The sequence below is a fragment of the Bacillus ectoiniformans genome, assembly GCF_016908875.1.
Taxonomy (GTDB): Bacteria; Bacillota; Bacilli; order Bacillales; family Domibacillaceae; genus Bacillus_BX; species Bacillus_BX ectoiniformans.
On the sequence record NZ_JAFBES010000012.1, the window covers coordinates 47,037 to 70,888 of the forward strand.

The 23,852-nt window shown below is 41.0% G+C and carries 25 protein-coding genes; 8 read left to right on the plus strand and 17 right to left on the minus strand.

The genetic code is table 11. The features are described from left to right. The first annotated feature begins 141 nt into the window (after positions 1 to 141). Both JOC78_RS14045 and JOC78_RS14050 read left to right on the plus strand, forming a co-directional pair. On the plus strand, positions 142 to 1,551 hold the full coding sequence (locus JOC78_RS14045) for an MBL fold metallo-hydrolase (RefSeq protein ID WP_204556964.1): 1,410 nt from the start codon (positions 142 to 144) through the stop codon (positions 1,549 to 1,551). 91 nt (positions 1,552 to 1,642) lie between these two features. Further along, on the plus strand, positions 1,643 to 2,212 hold the full coding sequence (locus JOC78_RS14050) for a sulfurtransferase TusA family protein (RefSeq protein ID WP_204556966.1): 570 nt from the start codon (positions 1,643 to 1,645) through the stop codon (positions 2,210 to 2,212). 70 nt (positions 2,213 to 2,282) lie between these two features. On the opposite strand, the gene JOC78_RS14055 is transcribed toward JOC78_RS14050, so the two are convergent. After that, a complete protein-coding gene (locus tag JOC78_RS14055) occupies positions 2,283 to 3,278 on the minus strand; it encodes an aromatic acid exporter family protein (RefSeq protein ID WP_420829944.1) in 996 nt (331 codons plus the stop codon). Positions 3,279 to 3,531: 253 nt separating this feature from the next. On the opposite strand from JOC78_RS14055, the gene JOC78_RS14060 reads away from it, so the two are divergent. Continuing rightward, complete coding sequence (locus tag JOC78_RS14060) at positions 3,532 to 4,824, plus strand: ATP-binding protein (RefSeq protein ID WP_204556970.1); 1,293 nt, start codon at positions 3,532 to 3,534, stop codon at positions 4,822 to 4,824. A 69-nt stretch (positions 4,825 to 4,893) separates the two neighbouring features. Here JOC78_RS14060 and JOC78_RS14065 read toward each other — a convergent pair whose 3' ends face one another. From JOC78_RS14065 to JOC78_RS14105, 9 genes are all read right to left on the minus strand, one after another. Further along, positions 4,894 to 5,319, minus strand: a complete 426-nt coding sequence (locus JOC78_RS14065; RefSeq protein WP_204556971.1) for a zinc ribbon domain-containing protein — start codon at positions 5,317 to 5,319, stop codon at positions 4,894 to 4,896. 17 nt (positions 5,320 to 5,336) lie between these two features. After that, positions 5,337 to 5,693, minus strand: a complete 357-nt coding sequence (locus tag JOC78_RS14070) for a DUF2085 domain-containing protein (RefSeq protein ID WP_204556972.1) — start codon at positions 5,691 to 5,693, stop codon at positions 5,337 to 5,339. Between the two features lie 19 nt (positions 5,694 to 5,712). Next, positions 5,713 to 6,102 carry a double zinc ribbon domain-containing protein gene (locus tag JOC78_RS14075; protein WP_204556973.1) on the minus strand — a complete coding sequence of 130 codons (390 nt, stop codon included), beginning with the start codon at positions 6,100 to 6,102 and terminating at the stop codon, positions 5,713 to 5,715. Between the two features lie 279 nt (positions 6,103 to 6,381). Then, positions 6,382 to 6,957: a sortase gene (locus tag JOC78_RS14080; RefSeq protein ID WP_204556974.1), complete on the minus strand. Its 576-nt coding sequence runs from the start codon at positions 6,955 to 6,957 to the stop codon at positions 6,382 to 6,384. Positions 6,958 to 7,019: 62 nt separating this feature from the next. Beyond that, complete coding sequence (locus JOC78_RS14085; protein WP_204556975.1) at positions 7,020 to 9,122, minus strand: hypothetical protein; 2,103 nt, start codon at positions 9,120 to 9,122, stop codon at positions 7,020 to 7,022. A gap of 25 nt (positions 9,123 to 9,147) precedes the next feature. After that, positions 9,148 to 10,338, minus strand: coding sequence for a hypothetical protein (locus JOC78_RS14090; RefSeq protein WP_204556976.1), 1,191 nt, complete (start codon positions 10,336 to 10,338; stop codon positions 9,148 to 9,150). Positions 10,339 to 10,590: 252 nt separating this feature from the next. Then, the gene (locus JOC78_RS14095) at positions 10,591 to 11,046 is read right to left on the minus strand and encodes a DUF305 domain-containing protein (protein ID WP_204556978.1); all 456 of its coding nucleotides are present in this window, start codon (positions 11,044 to 11,046) and stop codon (positions 10,591 to 10,593) included. A 257-nt stretch (positions 11,047 to 11,303) separates the two neighbouring features. Continuing rightward, a complete protein-coding gene (locus JOC78_RS14100) occupies positions 11,304 to 11,459 on the minus strand; it encodes a DUF1540 domain-containing protein (protein ID WP_204556980.1) in 156 nt (51 codons plus the stop codon). A gap of 75 nt (positions 11,460 to 11,534) precedes the next feature. Next, positions 11,535 to 12,896, minus strand: a complete 1,362-nt coding sequence (locus JOC78_RS14105) for an S-layer homology domain-containing protein (RefSeq protein WP_204556982.1) — start codon at positions 12,894 to 12,896, stop codon at positions 11,535 to 11,537. A gap of 212 nt (positions 12,897 to 13,108) precedes the next feature. Here JOC78_RS14105 and pgaC point away from each other — a divergent pair, with 212 nt between their 5' ends. Together pgaC and pgaD are read left to right on the plus strand one after the other, a co-directional pair. Further along, positions 13,109 to 14,332 carry a poly-beta-1,6-N-acetyl-D-glucosamine synthase gene (pgaC, locus tag JOC78_RS14110; RefSeq protein ID WP_204556984.1) on the plus strand — a complete coding sequence of 408 codons (1,224 nt, stop codon included), beginning with the start codon at positions 13,109 to 13,111 and terminating at the stop codon, positions 14,330 to 14,332. 16 nt (positions 14,333 to 14,348) lie between these two features. Continuing rightward, positions 14,349 to 14,717, plus strand: a complete 369-nt coding sequence (gene pgaD, locus JOC78_RS14115) for a poly-beta-1,6-N-acetyl-D-glucosamine biosynthesis protein PgaD (RefSeq protein ID WP_204556987.1) — start codon at positions 14,349 to 14,351, stop codon at positions 14,715 to 14,717. Positions 14,718 to 14,792: 75 nt separating this feature from the next. Here pgaD and JOC78_RS14120 read toward each other — a convergent pair whose 3' ends face one another. Beyond that, positions 14,793 to 16,973: a PAS domain S-box protein gene (locus tag JOC78_RS14120; protein WP_204556989.1), complete on the minus strand. Its 2,181-nt coding sequence runs from the start codon at positions 16,971 to 16,973 to the stop codon at positions 14,793 to 14,795. Positions 16,974 to 17,277: 304 nt separating this feature from the next. Between JOC78_RS14120 and JOC78_RS14125 the strand changes: the two genes are divergently transcribed. Further along, complete coding sequence (locus JOC78_RS14125) at positions 17,278 to 17,637, plus strand: Lin0512 family protein (RefSeq protein WP_204556991.1); 360 nt, start codon at positions 17,278 to 17,280, stop codon at positions 17,635 to 17,637. A gap of 62 nt (positions 17,638 to 17,699) precedes the next feature. Here the strand turns inward: JOC78_RS14125 and JOC78_RS14130 are convergent, their stop codons facing one another. From JOC78_RS14130 to JOC78_RS14145, 4 genes are all read right to left on the minus strand, one after another. Then, positions 17,700 to 17,876, minus strand: coding sequence for a Fe3+ hydroxamate ABC transporter substrate-binding protein (locus tag JOC78_RS14130; protein ID WP_204556993.1), 177 nt, complete (start codon positions 17,874 to 17,876; stop codon positions 17,700 to 17,702). A 100-nt stretch (positions 17,877 to 17,976) separates the two neighbouring features. After that, a complete protein-coding gene (locus JOC78_RS14135; RefSeq protein ID WP_204556995.1) occupies positions 17,977 to 19,434 on the minus strand; it encodes a protein adenylyltransferase SelO in 1,458 nt (485 codons plus the stop codon). A gap of 190 nt (positions 19,435 to 19,624) precedes the next feature. Then, complete coding sequence (locus JOC78_RS14140; protein ID WP_204556997.1) at positions 19,625 to 20,521, minus strand: HNH endonuclease; 897 nt, start codon at positions 20,519 to 20,521, stop codon at positions 19,625 to 19,627. Between the two features lie 128 nt (positions 20,522 to 20,649). Next, positions 20,650 to 21,243: a vWA domain-containing protein gene (locus tag JOC78_RS14145; RefSeq protein ID WP_204556999.1), complete on the minus strand. Its 594-nt coding sequence runs from the start codon at positions 21,241 to 21,243 to the stop codon at positions 20,650 to 20,652. Between the two features lie 101 nt (positions 21,244 to 21,344). On the opposite strand from JOC78_RS14145, the gene JOC78_RS14150 reads away from it, so the two are divergent. After that, positions 21,345 to 21,839, plus strand: a complete 495-nt coding sequence (locus JOC78_RS14150; RefSeq protein ID WP_204557000.1) for a hypothetical protein — start codon at positions 21,345 to 21,347, stop codon at positions 21,837 to 21,839. 66 nt (positions 21,840 to 21,905) lie between these two features. Here the strand turns inward: JOC78_RS14150 and JOC78_RS14155 are convergent, their stop codons facing one another. After that, positions 21,906 to 22,412: a YehS family protein gene (locus JOC78_RS14155; RefSeq protein ID WP_204557001.1), complete on the minus strand. Its 507-nt coding sequence runs from the start codon at positions 22,410 to 22,412 to the stop codon at positions 21,906 to 21,908. Between the two features lie 191 nt (positions 22,413 to 22,603). Between JOC78_RS14155 and JOC78_RS14160 the strand changes: the two genes are divergently transcribed. Next, positions 22,604 to 23,134, plus strand: a complete 531-nt coding sequence (locus tag JOC78_RS14160) for an ECF transporter S component (RefSeq protein WP_204557002.1) — start codon at positions 22,604 to 22,606, stop codon at positions 23,132 to 23,134. Between the two features lie 82 nt (positions 23,135 to 23,216). On the opposite strand, the gene JOC78_RS14165 is transcribed toward JOC78_RS14160, so the two are convergent. Further along, positions 23,217 to 23,654 carry a cell wall hydrolase gene (locus JOC78_RS14165; protein WP_204557003.1) on the minus strand — a complete coding sequence of 146 codons (438 nt, stop codon included), beginning with the start codon at positions 23,652 to 23,654 and terminating at the stop codon, positions 23,217 to 23,219. Positions 23,655 to 23,852: the final 198 nt, after the last annotated feature.

Genomic DNA, 23,852 nt, shown 5'->3' on the forward strand with positions numbered 1-23,852 from the left:
GATATCTTTTTTGTTTCAATTATTCATTTCGGGGAATGATGAGAAATGAAACTTTTTTTATTTTTTTGTTTGCAATAATAAAATACCTGTGGTAGTATTTAGATACCCCACAAGGTATATAAAAAAGGAGGAAGTAAACTTATGTTATTTCGTACATTTTTTGATGAAAAGTTAGCTCAATACGCTTATATGGTAGGATGTCAAAGAACAGGTGAAGCGATCCTTATCGATCCTCCACGTCATGTCGATCACATTATCGAAGCTGCAAAAAAAGAAGGAATGACTATTACTTCTGCTGCAGAAACACATATCCACGCTGATTTCGTTTCTGGTGCTCGTCAGCTTGCCGTGAAACATGATGCAAAGCTGTATTTATCAGATGAAGGCGATGAAAACTGGAAATATCAATATGTTGATGATATAAATGCTGAACTTGTTAAAGACGGCGATAAATTTAAAGTAGGTAATATTGAATTTGAAGTTATGCATACACCTGGTCATACACCAGAGAGTATTTCATTCATTTTAACTGACATTGGCGGCGGTGCTTCTAAGCCGATGGGAATCTTCACAGGAGACTTCGTGTTTGTTGGTGATATCGGACGTCCTGACTTGCTGGAAAAAGCAGCTGGAATGGCTGGTACAGCTGACAGCGGCGCGCAGCAAATGTATGATTCTGTACAACGCTTCAAACAGCTTCCAGACTACATGATGGTATGGCCGGCACACGGTGCAGGCAGTGCTTGCGGTAAATCTCTTGGTGCGGTGCCTTCTTCTACAGTTGGCTATGAAAAGCAATTCAACTGGGCAATGAAGATTGATAACAAAGAAGAGTTCATTGCTGAATTATTAAAAGATCAGCCTGAAGCACCTGTTTACTTTGCAGAAATGAAACGTGTAAATAAAGTTGGGCCTAATGTCGTTTCAGGTGACATGCCTGAATGGACGGACAATGCTGCTGAAGTAGAAGCTTGGGCAAAAGAAGACAAACACGTATTATTAGATACTCGTCCGGCTTCTGAATTTGAAAAGGGCTTTATCCCAGGTGCCATTAACATTCCGTTCGGAAAAATGCTTACGAACTGGGCTGGCTGGTTAGTTGGCTATGATGAAGAAATGGCTGTTATTGTAGACAAAGATCAAGCTGAAGAAGCATTAATTGCCCTTCGCTCTATTCACCTTGACGATGTCGTGAAGCTAGTTGCAGCTGAATCAGTGAAAGGCGCAGCTACAGAAACATACAAAACAGTGGATGTAGAAAAGTTTGACCAATTAAAAGAAGATTCACAAGTCATCGATGTTCGTAATGACACTGAATGGAAACAAGGTCATATTCAAGGTGCAGAACACAAAATGCTTGGCTATTTAAGAAAAACAGGCAAAGAGCTTGATCAATCAAAACCAGTACTGATTCACTGTCAATCTGGCGCTCGTTCTGCGATTGCAGCTAGTGTTATGAAACACCTTGGCTTTGAAGATGTTACTCACTTAGAAGGCGGATTCAGTGCTTGGAGCAAGAAAAACAGCGATTCCGTTGTGACTCCTAAGTAATTAAATAGAGCTGATGAAAGTCAGCTCTTTCTAAAAAAATGTATTAACTCTGTCTAAAAATATTTTTAAAAATAAAGGGGATTATTAAAACATGAATGCAGATGTAACTGTTGACGCAAAAGGCCTTGCTTGCCCGATGCCAATCGTAAAAACTAAGAACGCGATCAAAAACATGAACGCTGGAGAAACACTTGAATTGATTACGACTGATAAAGGTTCCGTAGCTGATATTCCTGCTTGGGCAAAAAGCACAGGCCACGAATATTTATCACTTGTTGAAGAAGGCGATCTTTTCATTCATTATGTAAAAAAAGCAGAGCCAAAAGAAAACGTAGAAACAGACGTCGTTTCTATTTCTAACGAAGAGTTAATCTCTAAATTGGGCTCAGAGCCAATGCTTGTATTAGATGTGCGCGAGCCTGAAGAATATGCTGCAGGCCACGTACCAGGAGCATACTCTGTTCCCCTTTCACAAGTAGAAGGCTATTTAAACGCCATCCCTCAAGATCAAACGATTTACGTTATGTGTAAATCTGGAATGAGAAGCCAAATGGCATGCGACACCATGTGGATGAAGGGTCATACAAACATCATCCGCGTCGTACCTGGCATGGGCGACTGGAACGGCCCAGTTGAAAAACAATTCACACCAAAAAGCTAAGGGGACAGTCCCCCATCGCTTTAAAGCGCAAAAGCCATGCAGAAATTTTTTCTGCATGGCTTTTTTATTTCTATTCAAATAACTCTTGATGACGCATTTCCAGCGTATGAAGGTGCCGCAGCTCTTCCAGCAGGTCATGAATAGATAACAATTCGTACAATATAATTGTTCCTGGAGAAAAACTGTGTCCTAACGGTACCTGCTCCCCTACCGTATGTTTAAAATGGGCGAGCAGTTCTTCAACAACCTGCACATGCTGATGGTCCATTTCAAAGTGCGGATGATGTAAAGTCGTCTTCAAAGCAGTCACCATATTAGCGATGATTCTTTCTTTCTTTAAAGACAATTCCAGCGTAGGAACTGAGATTAAATTGCCCACATGGTAATTAATTTGCCGCAAAAGATTCAACTTTTTATATTCATACCGAAACGTTCGGATGTCTTCCCGATTAAATTGGTGCAGCTTCCACTCTTTCTTTTGGTACTGACAGAGCGTCTCCACTGATTCAATGTCTTTCAAAAGTTTCTCGAAATCAGCTTTTGTCTCTTGATGAAGAGGCTGAAGCTCAATAATTTCTTTTCCTCTTTTTTCAATCAAATCACCAGTCTTTAAAATAAATTGCGCGGTTTTCGTTCGAATGGCATCAAAATAATTAGGTCTTATGACAAGCAAATTAACTAAAGTGGACACTGATAATCCAATCCCTGTAGTTGCGAGCCGTACAAAAAAGGACGACACATAATGATCATGAACCGTTGAGATCATAGCGACTCCAGTCAGCACAGCTACTAATGTTCCTTCATGAAGGCGAAGTTTGTAGCATGCGATGATCGTAGCCATGGCCACTAACATGTAAGTTAACGGACTATCTCCAAATGCAAAATTAAAAATAACTGAAAATGCCGCCCCAATAGCTGAAGCAGGAAATCTGACATATGCTTTTTTAATAGAGTCTGCTGCTGTAGGCTCAATCGTCACAATCGCTGTAATTACCGCAAACATCGGCGGCCAGCCGAGCAATTGGCAGATAAGAGCAGTAAGAAAAACCGCAATGCCTGTTTTCACCACTCTTCCTCCAACAAACTTAAACTTTTTTAAGTATTCCACATAACAACAGTCCTTTTTCCACTTTGGTATTCATTCATTATAACGCAGAATTACTCATACTTTAGCACCATATAAAAATCTCCTTTATCACTTTAAAGCACCGGGGGTCTGACCCCTCAACCCCTTAAACCCAAAAAGAAGGATATCACTCGTAATTTGTAGAAAATAATTATATAGTACTTTTAGTCTATATACACGGGAGAGTATGCTTATGTCGTTACATGTAGATCAAATTTTTTTACACGCTCTTATTGTTCTACTTCCGATTGTTTTTTATCAATTGGGGTTCACACGTAGCTATAGATTCCATTCAAAATGGAAAGGGAAATTGTTGTTTGCGCTGATAGTAATGCTTTTTCTGACCATGTCATTTCCGGTCCAAATGGACAGCGGCTTTCATTTCGATGTACGGATCGTACCAGTTATCATCGCCACTTTGTATGGCGGACCGATGCAAGGATTAATTGTTATTGCAGCTATGTTTATATATCGAACGTACCTTGATCAAGCAGGACTGCTTGTAAGCTTACTTAATTACACGATTGCCTTTGTCCTGTTAGTTGGTCTTTATCGTCGCTATAATGAATTAACTCTCCTTAGAAAAAACATCTTTGTCAGCTTAATCTACTGGCTCATTGCTGGCAACCGCGCATTTCAGCTTTATAATATCGAACAACATGAGTACATTGATCTTTATTTACTGTTCACCATCATTATTTGGTGCACGCTGCTGGTAGTGATTTCATTCATCGAAAACTTAAACGAGCAACTGGCTCTTCAAAAGCAAATTCAAAGGTCGGAAAAGATGAGCGTAGTGAGTCAGCTCGCTGCCTCTGTGGCGCATGAAGTTCGTAACCCAATGACCTCTATCCGCGGATTTATGCAGCTGATGTACTCTGATAATAACATCAATGACACTCAAAGAAAGTACATCGATATTTCACTAGAAGAATTAGACAGAGTCCAATTAATTATTAATGACTACCTATCACTGGCCAAACCCAACACGAAAATTGTGCAACCCATCAACCTCAGTATCGAAATGGAAAAAGTGATTGAACTGATGCGATCCTATACAAATATTCAAAGTGTCATTATCGAATCTAACATTCAAGATCAACTGTTCGTCAAAGGGAATCAAGGCGAAATAAAGCAAGTGTTAATTAACTTAATAAAAAATGGTATTGAAGCAACCGGAAATAATGGAAGAATTCAAGTCAACAGCTTCCGAGAGGATAAGTGGGCAGTCATTGAAATTATTGATAATGGAAAAGGAATGTGCAAAAATCAGATCGATCTGCTCGGCACTCCTTTTTACTCTACAAAAGATCTCGGAACAGGGGTGGGATTAACTATTTCTTATCAAATTATTGACTTAATGAAGGGGAAAATTGAGGTCGAAAGTGAAGTCGGAAAAGGAACAAAGTTCACCATTAAACTTCCGATATGCTTTCCTGATAAACCTTCTGTACAGTCGGATCATATCACTTCATTAACAGGGTGATTGGAGATTATAACTTAAACAGGACTGACACCGCGTGTCAGTCCTGTTACTGCTATTAGCGATTCTCCGTTAGAAAAACTCCCATTCACCGACTTCTTTCCCTTCTTTCTTTTTCTTAGCAATTAAATAGGCATCAATGATAGCGATCGGAACAGTGATGAAGGCAGACATACCAAAGGTAATCATTCCAAAAATAACGCTGCAGATTAAAATAACAGCTCCCTTTTTCACCTGCCCAACAATCATTTGCCCTAATCCAGTAATTAAGAATGACAGCAGGGCGATAAGCAAAGGTTCTTTCGCATCACTAGTCACAGACACAGACACGCTTCTTTTATTTAACGAAACACCACAATCCACACAAATTTCCTGGCTTTCGTTTACCTTCTTTCCGCAATTAAAGCAATGGTTTCTTATATGAAAAGGCCGCACTCCACACTTTGGACATACTTCTGCTTTGTCTGATATTTGTTCCCCACAGTTCGAACAATACATGTAGCTCCCCCTTACATTTATTCGATCAGATGCTGCACGATTAGTTTGCCATGACTAAAACCCGCCGTAACGATTCCCCAAATCAAGAAATCTACAGCCACACCTGCTAATATGCCAGTGATGAATCTGCGTGTATTCGTGCTATGCCATTTACCTATATATTGAAGCCCCCCATCCACAATTAACGGAAGTAAAAGCAGACCAGCTATTAATAGTGGAATGGCTCCAACTACGATCGCATAAATGAGTCCAAGCAGATAACCCGCAAGAATTCCTGTGCACCTCGCGCAAATTGGAAACTGTTTACCCCGATGAAAAAAAGACCTCTCCGGCAGTCTATGACAAGCAAATAAAGCATGAAGTACTTTATCCATGGAACTCCCCGCAAACATTTTAATAATAGTACATAGTTTCAGACAGTATTCCTAAAAAGAACGACAAGGCATAAAGCACAACCGTAGCAATGAACCCAATGGCTGCCCATTTACATACTGATTTAGCAGACTTCGGCTTTTCATCTTTCCATACAAAATAAAGAATCAAACCAACTATTGGAAAACAGCAAGCAGCAAGGTTTACTAAGCCGGATGGCTGATCTTGACCAACCCCCGCACCTTTTAAATTCTTTAGACGTTCCCCACATTTCGTACATAGCTCTTGAGCCGCTTTCGTTTCCGTTCCGCAAGACTGACAGAAATTTTGGCCATTTAAAGGCCGAACCCCACAACTAGAACATACCTCTGCTCGATCATTTACGCTGTTTCCGCACTCTCTGCAATACAATCTGATCGTCTCCTCTCCACTTCTAGAAGCAGCTGCACCCATATTAAGTAAATGTCAGTTCCCTAATTTATATTAAGAGATGTAGGTCAATATACCTCAGTGCTTTCGAGTTCATTAGTTATATGTGAAACTGGCTAGTGATAAAGCTTATTTGACAGAATGAAGCCGCTGGCAGATAGATTCGCTTTCATTAAAAAAAACAGCCTATGCGGCTGCCTTTTCGATTGATTCATCTAAGTTTTGTTGTTCATTACAGCATAATCTTAGATAGCTAAGAAATTAATTGTTTTGTAACTCTGTAAATACGAGCAAACGCTTGCTATCTGAATACATCGGATGGCATGTCAGAAGAGTAAGCATGGCGTGATCAGGTTTTGGGTTTAAATATTCCGCTTGATTGGGATTGATGATTTTTTTCTCTGACACTTGAAATTGATAGGTCGTGTCAGCTGATTGTACAAGCACTTCATCCCCACCTTCTAATTCATCCAGCCGATTGAAGAAACGGCCGAATTGATAGGCTCGGTGTGCAGCTACAACAAAGTTATGACCTTTCTTACCCAGCTGTCCGCTACTCTCTAGCTTTCCAGCGGCCACATCCAGCACCTCTTCAGTAGTACCTTCTAACACTGGCACGGTTAAATCAATTTTGGGAATAACGAGTACCCACCTTGAAGGTGGCTCCTCTTGAGAAGCTTCTGCAGAAGTGGGTACCGTCCGTTCTCCCAATTGTTCGATTTCTCTCACCATTTTCTCTGTCCGTTTGTCTTGCTGATAGCTTCCATATAATACATAACCGCCTATTCCAATTCCTAAAATGATGAATAAAAGACCTAGCTTGCGTATGATGAACACCTCACTTGTGAAAAAATCCGCTAGAAAGAAGAAGTGTGTCCTTTCTAGCGGATCTCTACAGCTTACACTTGAGTTTTTTTGAAATAAGTGAAATACACACCTAGTAAAATGAGACAAATCGATAAAGCAAGTAATAGTCTTTGATCAAAAAGCCCACCTGTTTTTGGCAAAAGCTGCTGATCATGTGCGAAAGCTTGTGCTGAATCGTCTTCGACAGCTGTCTCAATAGGCATCAAACTAGAACGAACTGAATCTGCAGCTGTCAAGCGGTTGTCTAGCAGAATCGGAGTTTGCTTATCTCTTCCTTCACTAATGTCATTTACTAGAGAATCGGCTACGTCAACGGTCCCACCGCTATTTACCGGCAACTCTCCTTTTGCTGGAGATGGCTGTTGATCTGTTCCCACTTCCTCATCTGTATCAGGAACTGTGATTTCATCTAAAACGTCAAAAACCGGCGCTGGTGAAGATGCAGCTGTCTGTTCCTCTTCATCAGTCACTTGAACCACATCATCTAGTACATCAATCTCGATCTCATCAACCGGGTCACCGATCAGGTCCGTCTCTTCCGCTGCTTCAGAGCGGTCTTGTGTAAACGGATCTGAGTTTGAGTTTTCCGCTACATCTAGATCGACCGTACCGATTGGCGTGTTGATCAAGTCTGTGTCTATTACTGAGCTGCGGTTTTGCGTTGTAGTGTCTGTGGTAATTTTTGTATCTTCTAACACATCCAGATCCACGTTTCCGATTGGCGTATCCATCAAATCCGTGTCTACCGCTGCACTGCGATCTTGCGTCATTGATTCCGTAGTTGTGTTTGTATCTTCTAACACGTCCAGATCCACGTTACCTACCGGTGTGTCCATCAAATCCGTGTCTACTACTGCACTGCGGTCTTTCGTTGCTGATTCCGTAGTTGTGTTTGTTTCTTCCAGCACGTCCAGATCCACGTTACCTACCGGTGTGTCCATCAAATCCGTGTCCACTACTGCGCTACTGACTTGCGTCATTGAATCTGTAGTCGTTTTTGTGTCTTCCAACACATCCAGATCTACGTTACCGATTGGTGTATCCATCAAATCCGTGTCTACTGCTGCACTTCGGTCTTGCGTCGTTGATTCCGTAGTTGTGTTTGTATCTTCCAGCACGTCCAGATCTACGTTACCTACTGGCATATCGATCAAATCCGTGTCTACTACTGCGCTTCGGTCTTGCGTCGTTGATTCCGTGGTTGTGTTTGTATCTTCTAACACATCCAGATCCACGTTACCGATTGGCGTATCGATCAAATCCGTGTCCACTACTGCGCTACGGTCTTGCGTCATTGAATCTGTAGTCGTTTTGGTGTCTTCCAACACATCCAGATCTACGTTACTGATTGGCGTATCCATCAAATCCGTGTCCACTATTGCGCTGCGGTCTTGCGTCGTTGATTCCGTAGTTGTGTTTGTATCTTCCAGCACGTCCAGATCCACGTTACCTACCGGTGCGTCCATCAAATCCGTGTCCACTACTGCGCTACGGTCTTGCGTCATTGAATCTGTAGTCGTTTTGGTGTCTTCCAGCACATCCAGATCCACATCACCAACTGGTGTATCCACCAAATCCGTATCCACTACTGCACTACGGTCTTGCGTCGCTGATTCCATAGTTGTTTTTGTTTCTTTCACCACATCTACATCCGCGTCGCCAACTGGTGTGTTCGTTACATCTGTGTTTACTACTGCTTTTTCCTCTTTTTCTACAGTGGCTGTACTCGTTTGTTTATTTTCTAAAACATCAGCTTTTACATCACCGACTGGCGTTTTCTCCACTTCTGCAGCAACTAAAGCTATGCTTTCACTGTTTGGTGAGCTCTCCTTTTCCACCACACTCACTTCCACAGTCCCTATCGGTTCACTTTTCACTTCAACCTTAATCAGCTGACTCTCTTGCGGTTTTTCAGTTACAGGAGGCTCAGCCAGTTCACTTGGACTCACACTATCAACCACTGGCTTAATGGGCTCCTCGACAGTTTTTTGAATTTCGGAGACGGTCTCTGTTACTTGTGTTTCGCTGATTGGCAAAGATGTATTTTCTTCTGCTGCTGCTTCATTTGTTCCAAAAAACAAACCTGTCACTATCCCGGCCATTACCAATGTTTGAAGCATGTTTTTTTTATACATTTTCCTCTCTCCTTCTTCTCATTTTTTAACTAATTACTTTTGAGAAGAAGAAGGTATTCGGCGGTGGAGTGGGAGGAGCGTTTTTCCATTGATTCATTAAAAAAGCAAGCTTGTTATTCTGTTGATGGCTAAGAGCAATTTGAATCATTAGAAACGCGGCACAAATGACTAACTGAAAACCAAACCCTGCTCCTGATGCTGTATTTTGTGCGTTACTTCCCGAAAAACCATTTCCAGGAACAACCATTTCACTAGAATGAATGGTTGTCTGTTCTGCTGAGTTATTTATAGGAGGAACAGGCTGAGCTGACTGAATTTTTTCCTTTTCTTTCACATCTGTAAAATCAAATAATACTAAATTCCGACTATTAAAATTTGAATATTCAGTCTTATTATTTTTGTTGACCTGCTTTGGTTCCATCACTAGTTGCGGCATTACTTCATTAGCAGCTGCCTCTTCAACAGCTACAATAGAAGAAATAACTTCTTTTGGTGGATTTACTTTCTCTCCTTCTACTACTGGTTCAGTTACTACATTTGGTACAATCTCTGGCAGATCTGCTGGCTGCGGTGATCTAGGTTCTACTTCTGCCACCGGAGCTTTGACATTTACCTGTGTTTCTTTATTGATTCCAGTCTCTACCGCTGGAGTCGACACTTTCACTGCTTCTCCCGCGGTTTCCACTTCCGCAATCGGAGTGGTCACTTTTACCCCAGACTCCTTGCTTATTTCTGATTGTACCGCTGGAGCTGTTACTTTCACTGCTTCCTCCGTGCCCTTAACTTCTGCTAGGGGAGTCGTTACTTCCAATCCCGTCTCTGGACTTGCTTCTGCTTTCAATTTGACGTCTGGCACTTCTACTTGCAGCGCCTTGTTTGAAGCTTCCACTTCCGCAATTGGAGTGGACACTTTTACTCCGGACTCCTTGCTTACTTCTGCTTGTACCGATGAAGCTGTTACTTTCACTGCTTCCTCCGCGACCTTAATTTCTGCTAGGGGAGTCGTTACTTCCGATCCCGTCTCTGGACTTGTTTCCACTTTATCTGCAGGTGCTTCCACCTTCACTATTTCCTTTGCAGCTTCAACAATAGCTGGCACGGCATTTGCAATAGTATCATTGGGATTAAGCGGCATCAACAGTTCTTCTGCAAGAGCCTGACTCGGTAAAAAACAGGCTGCAGCGACAATAAAATAGCTCCATAAACGGGCGCGCACGCTTTTTTCACCTCCTTTCAAATAGGTGGACCTTCTTAACATATTTACCATTAAAATGAAAAAACCAAACTCACTATTAGCTCTTTTTTTAACGAGCTGATAAATATAAAAATTGCTGAGCGCTTCTTGAAAATTTTACCCTTCAAGAAGTGCTCAGCAATTAATTTATAGTTGCTTTACTATTTACTAATTAAATTCTTTTCTAGCTTATCTTTATCCATTTAAGTATTTTACGAATAGTTTTATTACATATTATTTTTTCTCTTCTTCAATATCTTTGATTAGAGCCTTCATTTCTTTTATCTCCTTACGCTGGGCCTTGATGATACGATCAGCAAGGTCGCGAACACGCGGATCTGAGATTTCAGCTCGCTCGCTGGTTAAGATGGCAATCGAATGATGAGGAATCATTGCTTTCATCCAAGAAGTATCATCGACAGTGGTTTGGCTACGCACAAGCGAAAGCATAATAAAAAATACTAGGGCACTGCCGGCAAAAATACCTATATTCGCTTTTTTATTGGTATACATATTCAGCATAAAAGTTAGCATAATGATAGCCATTGCTGCTCCCATCATAATGGCCATGTATACTCTTGTCTCGCTAAAAAATACATGGTCCAGCTGATACGTATTCAAGTACATAAGCACTAGCATCACAAGGGTTGATGTCAAAATCATAATTCCAAACTTAACATATTTGCTCATATATAATCCTCCTTTTCAAATGTAAGTATGACTTTCTTTGTGTAAAACCCTTTAAAAGATACCCCCCTGAGTTAACTCCTCTATTAAGTCGAATACCCTCCATTTTTAAAAATAACCATTATTTCATTTGAAAATACTTGTTAAGTTTATTCTTTTCGAATTGCAGCTAAATATGACGAATTAGCAAAACTTCTATAACAAAAAAAAGAACTATCCCATACTCCAGTTTGACCGAGTATGCGGGATAGCTCTTTTTCTCATTCATCATGTTCAAATGTTTTACAAGCTGTTTCTTCCATGTCGTCCGCTTTTCTGCCTTGAAGACCGATCACCGAAATCTTATCAGCGACACATTTATCACCTTTAGCCCAGTACTTACAATTATCCACATTGCACAATACTTCGATTGACATCTAGATCATCTCCTTTAACAGGTATGCTACTTGAATACCCGCTTCAAAGGAAAGTAATCCATATTCTTCAATCTTTTAATTCTGTGCCTTTTTAATAAAGTTAAACGCCTCGCTCCAAGACCATTTTAGTTCACCATTTTCATAGGCTGAATTAAATGGCATAGGAGCTATTTCTTGAATTGAATATGAATAATTATCGGAGACCTTAACAAATTTCATATAATTAATTTGACCTGTAGCTTTGTTGTTGAGAACAGTCCCATTGAAAGTAATTTCTTCTTCGTAGTTCTTTCCATTTACTGTACTTGCTCTCGTAATTGTTGCTTCCATTGTCGTGCCTTTTTCTTTTTCGAGATATTGACTCGTCATAAATCGATAATACACTTTAATGTTCTTCTTCGCTTCTTCCGAGAAGGCTTCAAGCTTGCGGTAGCGGATGCCGTTATCATCCCCGCCAAAATAGTATTGGGTATCGATAAAAGGATTGAGCTCATATCTTCTTGGACCTTTGACCATCTCCACTCCATACTCCTGACCCGTTTCAGGATCTTCCGCTGCAAACTGACTAGTAAAGACCGGTTCAGCAGCCATCATCACACCATTGATTCTTTTGTATAATGAAATAGTTTTCTTCTTACCATCTCTGTCCGTCACTTGCATGCTGGTGCCTTCTTTATACACTTTTCGATCCTCTCGCAGCTCTACAATCATCTGGCCGTTAGCCGGATCATCACTGACTTTGGCTCCCACTTTTTCGTAACTTTCTTTTACTGGAAAATAAACAAACCCATCTTGTTTAACTGGATGTACTTCAATATGCTTTCCAGCTACTGTTAGCACTAATTTAGCAGAAATCGTCCGAAACCCTGCTGTATCCATTCGTTTAAAAAAGGCAGAGACTTGTCCCCGTTTCAAGTGGTCATTCATTCCAAAATCTACATACCGGTCACTCGAACTTTTCTTGCCAGTTGTCAGATGATGCGTATACATCCAATCAATCACTTCATTCGTTGTGCCGGCAAAGCTTTGTGAAAAAGCTAACGACCGAGCTACATCTATTCGTTTAATTGGCTTCTCTCTGACAGTTAGATTGGATAAATCATGCCCTGGCAGCTCAAAACCTTCATGTGCTAAAAAGTGATAATACTTCTCTGCCCAATGGTTAGTATACCGGTCATTATCGACATAGCTGGTGTCAAATCCAGGCTTTAAATATCTAACTAAGATCACCGCAAACTGCGCTTCTGTTAAATCATTGTTCGGCTTAAAGATTCCATCGTATCCGTTTACTAACCCTTTATTTGCCGCCCACTCAATATCGGAATAAGCCCAATGACCTGTACCAACGTCTTTAAACGAAGGACCTGCGGCACTAGCCGGGTGGATGATAAACATTGATAATAATAAACTAACGATGCCAAAGAACCATTTTTTCATGCTGTCTCAATTGCCTCCTACTTTATATGTATATTTTTCATTTTAATCTATTTATTTAGAAAAATGGGTAAATATTATAAAACAATATCTTTTATTTGTAAGTTATTGAGAAGTAACCAAATTTCACTCTGGAAGATTGTTTTAAATGTGGGTCAGGTATTTTCATCTAGGTTTATTTTCATAAGGAGGGGTGTTTTCTGAAAAGTTTCGTCATGCTTTTTTTATTCTATTATCCTTTAGTGATGGGGATTCTCTGGATTTTTGGAAGCTTAGTCTACTTTTTCAAAAGAGAAAGAGAACCTTCTCTTCCAACATTTGAGGACCACGAACTCCCTTTCATTTCCATATTAATTCCTGCACATAACGAAGAAAAAATCATCGAAGAAACGATCCAATATGCTTCTAACTTACATTATCCTCATTACGAGGTCATTGTCATTAATGATGGCAGCACGGACCGAACTTCCGAGATTCTAATATCATTACTAGACACGTATCCGCTTTTAAGAGTAGTGAACGTCCGTAAGAACAAAGGAAAGGCGAACGCGCTAAAACAGGGAGTATTGGCCGCTAAAGGGGAATTAATTGCGACAATTGACAGTGATGCAGTATTAGATAAGGATGCATTAAGATATATAGCGCCCCACTTCATTACTCCCGGCAACGCAGAAAGAGTGGGTGCCGTTACAGGAAACCCCAGGATCAGAAACCGCTCCAGTTTATTAGCCAAAATTCAGCTAGTGGAGTATGCAAGTATTATTGGCCTGATCAAACGAACGCAAAGAGTTATGGGGAAAGTGATGACTGTTTCAGGCGTATTCGTCGTCTTTCGAAAAAAAGCGCTGCTACAGGTAGATATGTGGGATACAGATCTAATAACCGATGATATCGGAGTAACCTGGAAGCTTCAGAGAAACTTTTGGGACGTCCGTTACGAACCGCAAGCTCTTTGCTGGATGTTAGTACCTGAAACGCTTAGAGGAATATGGAAACAGAGACTTCGTTGGACCCAAGGTGGAATTGAAGTCATTCTTCGCCACATGAATATATTTCTGGATTGGAGACAAAGAAGATTATATCCCGTGTTTTTAGAACAAATTCTTAGTGTCACTTGGGCGATTGCCTGGTTTATCACTTTCCTCTATATGGCTTATCAATTTATCTTTTATAACAACTATATAATGCCGATATTTTGGATCGGAAACTTCTTATCTCTCATTTGTTTAGTACAGTTTCTAGTGGCCTTGTTGATTGAAAGGCATTACGAAAAAAACATTATAAAATTTTTATTATGGGGGATCTGGTACCCAATCCTCTACTGGCACATAAATGCATTATTAGTCATTGCAGCACTTCCTCGGACAATAAAGGTTTTGAAAAAGGATAAAGACCAATTTGTGACTTGGGAAAGTCCGGACCGGGGCAGACACTTATAAAAAAGTAGGGATCACAATGATTATACAAAAGGAAAGCTCTATCCTGAGAAGCATCTTAGAAGGGATCATTACTTTATTGGGCTGGCTCTTTTTAGCGACCTTTCTATTCTATTTAATCATCAATTTCGAGTGGGGCATCAGCTTTAAATTTTACTCATTGACTCTGGCTAACGTAAATGCCATTTTGTTGTTCACCCTCATCATGGCTCTGCTATGCGTTGCTCTGTTAATGGCCTGGAGCACTTACAATAAAAAGAAATTTGGTCACTTAAGACGCAGAAAATTTCCTTCACCAACCACCACGAAAGAGATACTTGACTATTATCAAATATCTGAAGAACAATTGGAAAAAATTCAGGAAGAAAAGTATGTAGAAGTAGACTAATAAAAAACAGATTCCTCTAAGCGGGATCTGTTTTTATCATTCAGAATGACTATATCCTTTTACGCTTCTCCTTCATCACTTCATTACTGGGAGAAGAATCTCCACTGTTGTTCCTTCCCCTTCTTTACTAGTCACATGGATCTTCCCACGATGATTTTTGATAATATTAAAGCTTACCATTAACCCTAGGCCCGTTCCTTTTTCTTTATTAGAATAAAATGGCTCACCAAGGTATGGAAGACGCTCGTTATTTATTCCTATCCCATCGTCTACTATGCGCATAAAAATAGTTTGATCATCTTTTTGACCCGTTTGAATATGAACGGTGCCTTGGTGACCCGTGGCTTCGATCGCGTTTTTAATAATATTTAAAAAAACCTGTTTCATTTGACCACTATTAAAAGAAACTAAGGGCAGATCAGAATCATATTCCTCTATAAATTGGATAGTATTTAATAGAGCTTCTGGCTGAAGTAAGTGGATAGTTTCTTTCAAAGTTTCATTAATCGCACCTAATGTATACTTTACATCCTCTTGCGGCTTAGAAAGCTTTAGAAATTCCTCAATAATTTCTTCAATCCGCTCAATTTCTGAAATAATAACAGAGGTATAGTTCTCTGTCGTTTCATAAGATAAAAGCTGTGTAAAGCCTTTTACTACGGTGAGTGGATTCCGTATTTCATGTGCCATTCCGGCCGCCATGTATCCAGCAGCTGATAATTTATCCCACTTTCTAAGTAAGGCTTCTTTTTCTTTAATTTCTGTAATATCTTCAGAAACTCCAACTTTTCTTTTAACCATACGATCTTCGTCTGCCACTGCGTAAGAACGGGTACGCAGCCACCGTGTAGCTCCATCTCTGCGAACAATGCGGTACTCTATTTCCCAGTTATTTTTTTCTGGGTTCATTAAAAAATCTGCCATTAGCTCTCGATCATCTGGATGAACCGTTTCGAGAATCAATGCCGGACAACGATACACTTCTTCCACCGGAAAACCCCATACCTTTTCAAACACTGGATTCACATAGATGATTTCTGAGCCATCTGTTGTATGCAAACAAAAGACTTCGTTAATATTGTTTGCAATCTGCCGGAATCTCCCTTCACTTTCCTTTAATTGTTGGACGGCCACTTGCTGTTCATGAATGTCTCTTATGTATACCGTGATCCCGCCTTTATAAGGATAAACACACAACTCATAGTACCTGTTTAACTCATCGGAATAAACTTGAAATGTCAGCTTTTCTCCACTTTCCATGACATGTCTATAATGGTCCTCATATATTGGCCGGACTGATTCAGAAAACAGTGACCAAATAACTTCGCCGTGAAGCTCTGCTTGCTTTCTATTCCATAGCCGCTGCAGCCACTCACTCACGTAGACAAACCGCCAATCCCGATCGAGCACAAAGAAGCCATCAGTAATACTTTCAACAATTTGTTCCGCCTTCAGCTTCCCTTCTAGTAATTGCTGCTGCTTGCTTTTTTCTCTTAGTTCTGCCACTTTCTTTTTCGATATATCTCTTGTAATTGCTGAGTAAGCAATTAATTCACCTGTTTGGTCATAAAGAGGAGTGACCGTCAATGCAACAAATACTAAAGCTCCGTCTTTTCGTTGACGAATCGTCTCATAATTAGTGACACTTCCTCCCCTTTTAATTTCCTTCATTAAAAGGTTTACTTCATGAGCCAAATGAGTCGGAAGAATCGGAAGACGTTTTCCTTTTAACTCTTCCAATGTCCAGCCATAAAGGTGTTCAAAAGCTTGATTAACTTCTATCACACAGCCATTGGCATCTAAAATATCAACGGCATCCCTAGTGTATTTAAATAGCGCTCGATAATATTGATCAGTAAGTTTCGCTTCTTCTAATAGTTTCTTTTCTTCTGTCACATCTTTGGCAATGCCATAGACAATACCGGATTCTGTGCACCACGAAGCCTGCCACTCTAGCCAGCATTGTTCTCCGCTCTTTGTTATCCAACAGCTAGTTAGAGGAAGAGCAGCCGTTCCCCGTTGGATTTTGAGAAATTGATTCCAAACGTGATCTTTTTCTTCTCGACAAACCTGTTCAAGGAATGGAAGGCCTGCAATTTCTTCATTTGCGTAACCCATCGTTCTTTCCCAAGAAGGATTCACATACTGAATATTTCCTTCTTGGTCGACCGCCATAAAGATATCTGTAGATACTTGGAAAAACCATTCAAGCTGTTCTAATGAGAACTTGACTAACATAAATGGCGATTCTTGCACAGTTTATCCCCCTTTCGTATGACTATTATCCGTTAAGGAAAGTTACATCTATGTAGTGGTCTTCGCTGCAGGAAAATCGACAGATACGTAATATATGCACTAAAAAAATAGTAGTTTAGATTGTTCTCATTTAATATATTTCTTAATAATATAACTACTATTCCATACAAAACCGACAATTCCCTCTATATTTCGCGAAATTATTCCTTCTACACAATTAAAAAATATAATTTATTTAGAAGTTGGCTCTACTTCTAATTTACTGTATGTTAATAGTAATCTTGATAAAAGCGAGGGATTTTTAATGAAACAATTGATGTTTATTGAAACAGGTATGGGGATTGATGTGCACGGCCAAGACATTACGCAGGCAGCTGTGCGCGCCGTCAAAAATGCCATTCACTTTAATTCTCTTCCAGGCATTCGCACTGTGCTTCCTGACAATAGCTTGGACAACATGATTGTACGTGTTAAGCTGGCCTTGCCATGTGACCATGAGAAGCTCGATAGGGAAGCTGTCAAAGCGGTACTGCCGTATGGCCAAGTGATTATTGAAACACAAGATGGCGGGATGCTGACGTCAAGCGGCATTGAGCTGCCCGAAAAAGGAGATAAAAACGATCAGATGTATATTGTAGTGGCTTCAGTTGAGGTTGGATATTAAAACTATGAAGGTCAATAAAGGGATCGCCGCATCGGTGCGCCCCTTTATTGACCTATGTGAGTTTAGCCGCTTTTATTTTGATGAAAGCAATTCTCGCAAATGAAGCGCCCTTCGTTCTTAAGGTAGGCTTTTATCTCCGTGAACCCTTTCCGTTTTGGATACCGCATCTTCACAAAAACTTCATCCCCGTCTTCTATATCTTTACTGCAAACTGAACATTTCGGTTTTTCTCCAAACATTTTTACACCTCCTGTCAAAAGTGCCTAGCACTTTCCGAGGTTGTTAAACAAAGTGCAAAAGAATCAGTAACCTTAAAAACTAAACTTTTTCTATCAATGATCAAGTCCCGCAAAACGTGCGATACGGGCGGTTAGATGGTGCAGGCGGTGCAGCATATTCTGTTTGTTCAGCTGAATAGGCATATGGATCAGAGAGAACGTGGAGAAGCCGCTTCATCACTTCATAGTCTCCGCGTTTCTCTGCCGCTTCCAGCGCAGCTTCGACTTGATGGTTCCTAGGAATAATGGCTGGATTGGTTGTTTTCATCAGTTTTTGTGAATTTGACTGAGAATCCTCCAGCTCTAGTCGCTTCTGCCACTGTGTATGCCACTTTAGAAAACGCTCTGTCTGAAACAGTTCCTGCCCCTCTAACTCACCGATTGTTAAAGCTCGAAACGTATTCGTATAATCTGCTTTATGTTCCTGCATCGTTTCTAGAAGCTCCCCAATCAGTGCTTCATCCTCTGTCACTTCTTTTAAAAGCCCAAGCTTCGCGCGCATACCTTTAAGCCAATTTTCTTTGAACAGATCTGAATAATTGGCTAGTGATTCCTCTGCAAGTTTGACAGCTTGTTCTTCTTCCTCATGTAAAAGCGGCAAGATAGCTTCCGCTAGTCTCGTTAAGTTCCAGCCTGCCATATAGGGCTGGTTTCCATAGGCGTAACGCCCTTGCCTGTCAATCGAGCTAAACACAGTCGCCTGGTCATACGTATCCATAAAAGCGCATGGTCCATAATCAATTGTTTCTCCGCTAATCGTCATATTGTCTGTATTCATTACCCCGTGAATAAAGCCTACTAGCTGCCACTGCGCTACAAGAACAGCCTGTCGTTTAATCACTTCTTGCAGCAGGGAAAGGTACTTATTTTCACTTGTCGCGACCGCTGGATAATGGCGCTCGATGGCATAATCAGCAAGCGTCTGGAGATCTCCATCTTTTCCCCACTGAGCCGCAAATTGAAAGGTGCCAACACGCAAATGACTGGCCGCCACGCGAGTTAAAATGGCTCCAGGCAAATCCGCTTCCCGAATAACAGGCTCTCCTGTTGCTACCACTGCCAAACTGCGGGTAGTTGGGATTCGGAGTGCATGCATGGCTTCACTGATAATGTATTCACGCAGCATCGGTCCAATCGCCGCCCTGCCATCTCCACCCCTTGAATATGGTGTCCTTCCTGAACCCTTATATTGAATATCAACACGCCCACCCTGAGGAGTAATTTGCTCTCCAAGCAGGACTGCCCGTCCATCTCCTAACATATTAAAATGTCCGAACTGATGCCCCGCATAGGCTTGAGCAAGCGGTGAAGCCCCGTCTGGAGTCTCATTCCCAGCAAGAATGGCTATCCCTTGATCCGTTTGCAGCTCTTCGGCATTTAAACCAAGCGATTCAGCCAGCTCACTATTTAGAACAAGCAAATCTGGTGAACGCACAGGTGTTGGGTTTTGGCTCGTATAGAATAGTTGCGGCAAACGAGCATAGCTGTTGTCGAAGTTCCAGCCAATAGTATTCGTCATCTAATCTTCCTTTCACTAAATGGTATCCATATATACAGAATCATTCTTTTACCGCTATGATCTAACCAACAACTTAGGCGGTTTCTTCTAACATATTATACCCTTTCAGCTCATATATGACGCATATACACTTCTTCAACTGGTCCCAAATAAAAATGTGCTTCTAAATTTTATACGCAATTATATTTGATCACCGGTACTCACTGCCTCCACCCCAAATGACTCTGCCACCTGTATGTCCGGTTTGATCATGAATATTTTCATCTACTAGCTGCAATTGTCCCGGCTCTTCGTGATGATGCCATGTGTATCCTTCGGGTGTCTGGCCATGTGCAAGAGCTTGGAAATCCGCATTAGATATATCTAACTCATTAGCAAGATTAGGATTGTCGATAATCGATTGATGCAATGTCTCGTTGGCCAACCCAAAATGAACCACATCACTTTCGGTATACAGTTCTTCTGCTATTTCCACATGAAATGACGAATCAAAGACAGGGAATGTCCCTTCTACTACTTGTCCATTGGGCAGATCTACTGTTTTTTCTACGAAAGTGACGCCTGTTTCGGGATGTTCAAAGCCTTTTAGATGATCGTTTCTTGTATCAAACGCTTCCGCTTCCACTACGCCTGCCCCGTCAATCACATCTACTACACCAATCGCAAGACCTGACACAGCAACAACTTTGCCAATATTCTTCAGTCCATTTATGGCTTGCTCTTTATCTCCGCTTTTAAACCCTTTATAGGCAGTGCCGGCATTGTTCGCTGTGTACTTTAATGCCGCGCCCATTCCCTTTACCGTTTTTCCAGTGGAATCTTTTAGATCTCTCAATCCTTTTTGCTTATATTCATCATCTTTTTTAATCGCTCCGTACGTGCCTTGCACAGCGCCATCTACAAATTGGCCTGCATTGTCGAGCGTCACTTTAGAAGCGGATTGTACGCTTTCACCGACTTCTTCTATCCATTCACCCGTGCCTTTCCACTTGCTTCCGACAGCCTTGCCGGTCACTTTGACAGCGCCGCCGATCAGACCTCCCCCAACCGTTCCCACACCTTTTCCAATGGATCTGAATACACCCATTTTCATCCCCCTCTTTCTGAAAACTTATATACTACATTATTTTACCAAATATGTATGACCTGCTGTCCATTTTCATCAAATCTAAAGAAAGAAGTCCAACTCATTGAACTTCTTGTTTAAGCCATTCCTTATTTGTCGATTGCTTTTCTGCGCGTCGAAAGTCCTTCCTCCATCATGCAATACATATGCTGCACACCCTCGTCTGTCGCTTCAAAGGTATACGCACTTTCAACGCTAATTCCTATACTGTCTGCTTCTTTTTCGGCATCAATATTGGCACCCATAAAGATAAATTCCCATTGATATTTCTCCTGCTGATGTTTAATCAGCTCTTTCACTTTTGCATAAGTAAACTCACGGCTGGCATTTTCCATTCCGTCTGTTGTCACAACAAAAATGACTTTGCCCGGCTTTTCGTCTTCATTCGTCATAGACAGCCGGTGGCCAACGTCTAATATAGTTTTTCCAATGGCATCAAGCATAGCCGTCATACCTCTCGCATAGTAGACCTCTTCTGTTAACTTGGCTTTCTCTGCATCAATCCCGTCCCATAACACTTCATATTGATCGTCGAATAAAATGGCCGTTACCATCGTTTCACCCTCTAGCCGGCACTGCCTTTCTATTAAGGAATTAAATCCGCCAATGGTATCTTTTTCAAGACCTTCCATTGATCCGCTCCGATCAAGCAAAAAGATCATCTCTGTTTTATTCATATTCATATGAATCGACCTCCCGTGTAAGTAACCATGGTATAATTTTACTCAAAGCCGTTCGGTAATTGGTCGCTTCTAAAGCGACATTTTGAACAGAGGTGAAGGATATGCTGAACAAAGAAACGCTCAATGAATTAAACGAATATGTTCAAGGATACTTATTAGAAGAGTTCATTATTCATGAAGAACCTCTCCTGCTTGAAAGCGCGCATTATTCCATTGATGAGGAACTTACTGCATTCATTGAAATCAACAGGAAAGAATCGCTTCAAGAAGTCCTGTTCACCTACATTGAACGTTCAGGTCTCACTGATCCGGAAGTATACAATAAAGCAGGTATGGATCGCAGGCTTTTTTCCAAGATACGTTCCAATGCCGAATACCGCCCGAAAAAAACTACGATTATTTCTCTTGCCTTGGCTTTAGAACTTACTAAAGAAGAAACAAATCATTTGCTGAGTTCCGCCGGTTATTTCCTGTCTGACAGCGATACATGGGATCTGGTCATCCAGTTTTGTCTGGAGAAAAAGATAAATAACCTCCATGATGTGAACGAAGCCCTCGACTATTTTCAACTAAAGCCTATTATGGGCGTGAAATGATCACATGGAGACACGGCAAAAAGAGCTGATTATCACACCAGCTCTTTGATCTCTGCCATTAACTATTTAGCCTCTGTATTGAATAGCCAAGCCCTTCAGGAAATTCCTCGCATATTTATCTCCACACTCTTTATAATTCTTATGACCTTCTTTTCGTAACAAAGCGCCCAGTTCCCCTTTAGTGATCGTGACTCCGGCATCATCTAAAATATCAATGATATCCTCACTCGTTAATGCCAAGGCAATTTTCACCTTCTTCAAAAGAACATTATTGACGTTGTTGCTGTTCTTTAACGTCAGCGGCGACGTGTCCGGCTGACCTGGCTTCGGCTCCTGCTTGCCCCGTTTAAAAATAATCAAGCCGTTTAAAAACCGTTCTAGTGATTCATTATCACATTTCAGATGGTCTTCCGTTTCCATCTCATCCATCTCTTCATCCGGTGCTTTCGTCAGCAGCTTAAGCACCTCGTCCTTTGTTACTTTCTTGCCGCCATGTTCAAAAATTTTCACCATGTCTGAGTTTTTAATATCAAGCGCATAGCGCAGCCTAATTAATAGATCATTATTATCCATTCCGAAACCTCCTGATTGTGTTTGTAACATTCTTTCCCTAATCAAGCCGTCTTAAATACGAGATCTAAAATGCTTGATGTCCATTCAAAAATTGAATATCACAAAAAATTCTGCCTTTATTTAAATAAAGTATTTATAATCTCCTAGAATAAGAGTATGATAATATGTAAAAAAAAGAAAGAGGTATCACATTGGAATCTACCTATTCACCCACAACTACGACTAAAACAAAAACATTAGTCATTCACGCACTTTTTATCACTCTTACATTAGTCGCTACGATGTTTATCAACATCAGACTGCCGATTATGGGGAACGGAGGCTTAATTCATTTAGGGAATGTGCCTTTGTTTATCGCCGCTTTCGTTTACGGCAAAAAAACAGGAGCCATCGCCGGCGCGTTCGGCATGTGTATATTCGACTTGCTCTCACCTTGGGTTATCTGGGCGCCATTTACATTCATCATCGTGGGCGCAATGGGCTATACGGCAGGACTAATCGCTGAAAAAGTACCCGGCAAGCGAGTGCTTGTCTACTCACTTGCTATTGTTGCCGCACTAATCATTAAAGTTGTTGGCTATTACTTTACCGAAGTCGTTCTTTACGGCAACTGGATCCTGCCATTGGGTTCAATTCCAGGGAATGTTATGCAAATAGTCATCGCCGGTTTGATTGTTATTCCACTTGCCGGTCGACTTAAGAAAATTGTTGAACGGATTTAAAATAAGGTGCCTGACCCCCGCTGCGTTAAAGCGGTGAAGTCAGGCACCTTTTTCTTCGTCTTATCCATTCGCAAAGCAAGCCTCACGTATACACACTCGCACATGTTCCTGGTCTTGGTTCATAATAGCAATGGTTTTTAAATTGGCCAGTCAAAGGCTGATTATACCAGGTTGGCGGACAAGGTGCATAAGGATTGAAATACCAAAGCGCATATTTCGCCGGGTGCTGCCTCCAGTATTTTAAGTTTCTTTCAGCTAACCTCTTCTCGATCGACCGGGCCCGATTATAAAATAAATTTCCCTTCTGAACAGCCTCGAACGAATAATTTCCCCCCTGAACTTGATAAATAACTTGAGGAATAGTTCTGACATCTCTAAAGTCTAAACAGTCGGCAACGGCGCGATTGACAATCACATTTCCAACGAATAACATCCCAAGCTTTCCTTCACCTTCTGCTTCTGCTCTCATCATCCTGGCCATTAAGGCAATATCTGAATCTCGGTATTTCACTCTCGCCATATTTCCCACCTCAATTTTATCGTATGATAAGAGTCTTCACTTCATGTCTAACACGGGAAGGGATTGCGAATACTTCTATCAGCGGTATTGGCTAATCTATAAACGCTTCATTCTTTGGTCCTCACCTTTAACTCATTTTTACCAGCAATGAAGGGCGACTCTCTCCATAAATAAGAAAATCATCCCCAGTTTTTGTGT

Coding starts and splice junctions, on each gene's coding strand:
- JOC78_RS14135 (WP_204556995.1), bottom strand. CDS start 19,434: ATGACGAATACTATTGGCTGGAACTTCGACAACAGCTATGCTCGTTTG.
- pgaD (WP_204556987.1), top strand. CDS start 14,349: ATGATTATACAAAAGGAAAGCTCTATCCTGAGAAGCATCTTAGAAGGG.
- JOC78_RS14155 (WP_204557001.1), bottom strand. CDS start 22,412: ATGGATAATAATGATCTATTAATTAGGCTGCGCTATGCGCTTGATATT.
- JOC78_RS14140 (WP_204556997.1), bottom strand. CDS start 20,521: ATGGGTGTATTCAGATCCATTGGAAAAGGTGTGGGAACGGTTGGGGGA.
- JOC78_RS14070 (WP_204556972.1), bottom strand. CDS start 5,693: ATGGATAAAGTACTTCATGCTTTATTTGCTTGTCATAGACTGCCGGAG.
- JOC78_RS14165 (WP_204557003.1), bottom strand. CDS start 23,654: ATGGCGAGAGTGAAATACCGAGATTCAGATATTGCCTTAATGGCCAGG.
- JOC78_RS14105 (WP_204556982.1), bottom strand. CDS start 12,896: ATGAAAAAATGGTTCTTTGGCATCGTTAGTTTATTATTATCAATGTTT.
- JOC78_RS14095 (WP_204556978.1), bottom strand. CDS start 11,046: ATGAGCAAATATGTTAAGTTTGGAATTATGATTTTGACATCAACCCTT.
- pgaC (WP_204556984.1), top strand. CDS start 13,109: ATGCTTTTTTTATTCTATTATCCTTTAGTGATGGGGATTCTCTGGATT.
- JOC78_RS14045 (WP_204556964.1), top strand. CDS start 142: ATGTTATTTCGTACATTTTTTGATGAAAAGTTAGCTCAATACGCTTAT.
- JOC78_RS14150 (WP_204557000.1), top strand. CDS start 21,345: ATGCTGAACAAAGAAACGCTCAATGAATTAAACGAATATGTTCAAGGA.
- JOC78_RS14060 (WP_204556970.1), top strand. CDS start 3,532: ATGTCGTTACATGTAGATCAAATTTTTTTACACGCTCTTATTGTTCTA.
- JOC78_RS14050 (WP_204556966.1), top strand. CDS start 1,643: ATGAATGCAGATGTAACTGTTGACGCAAAAGGCCTTGCTTGCCCGATG.
- JOC78_RS14145 (WP_204556999.1), bottom strand. CDS start 21,243: ATGAATATGAATAAAACAGAGATGATCTTTTTGCTTGATCGGAGCGGA.
- JOC78_RS14085 (WP_204556975.1), bottom strand. CDS start 9,122: ATGTATAAAAAAAACATGCTTCAAACATTGGTAATGGCCGGGATAGTG.
- JOC78_RS14065 (WP_204556971.1), bottom strand. CDS start 5,319: ATGTATTGTTCGAACTGTGGGGAACAAATATCAGACAAAGCAGAAGTA.
- JOC78_RS14100 (WP_204556980.1), bottom strand. CDS start 11,459: ATGTCAATCGAAGTATTGTGCAATGTGGATAATTGTAAGTACTGGGCT.
- JOC78_RS14125 (WP_204556991.1), top strand. CDS start 17,278: ATGAAACAATTGATGTTTATTGAAACAGGTATGGGGATTGATGTGCAC.
- JOC78_RS14130 (WP_204556993.1), bottom strand. CDS start 17,876: ATGTTTGGAGAAAAACCGAAATGTTCAGTTTGCAGTAAAGATATAGAA.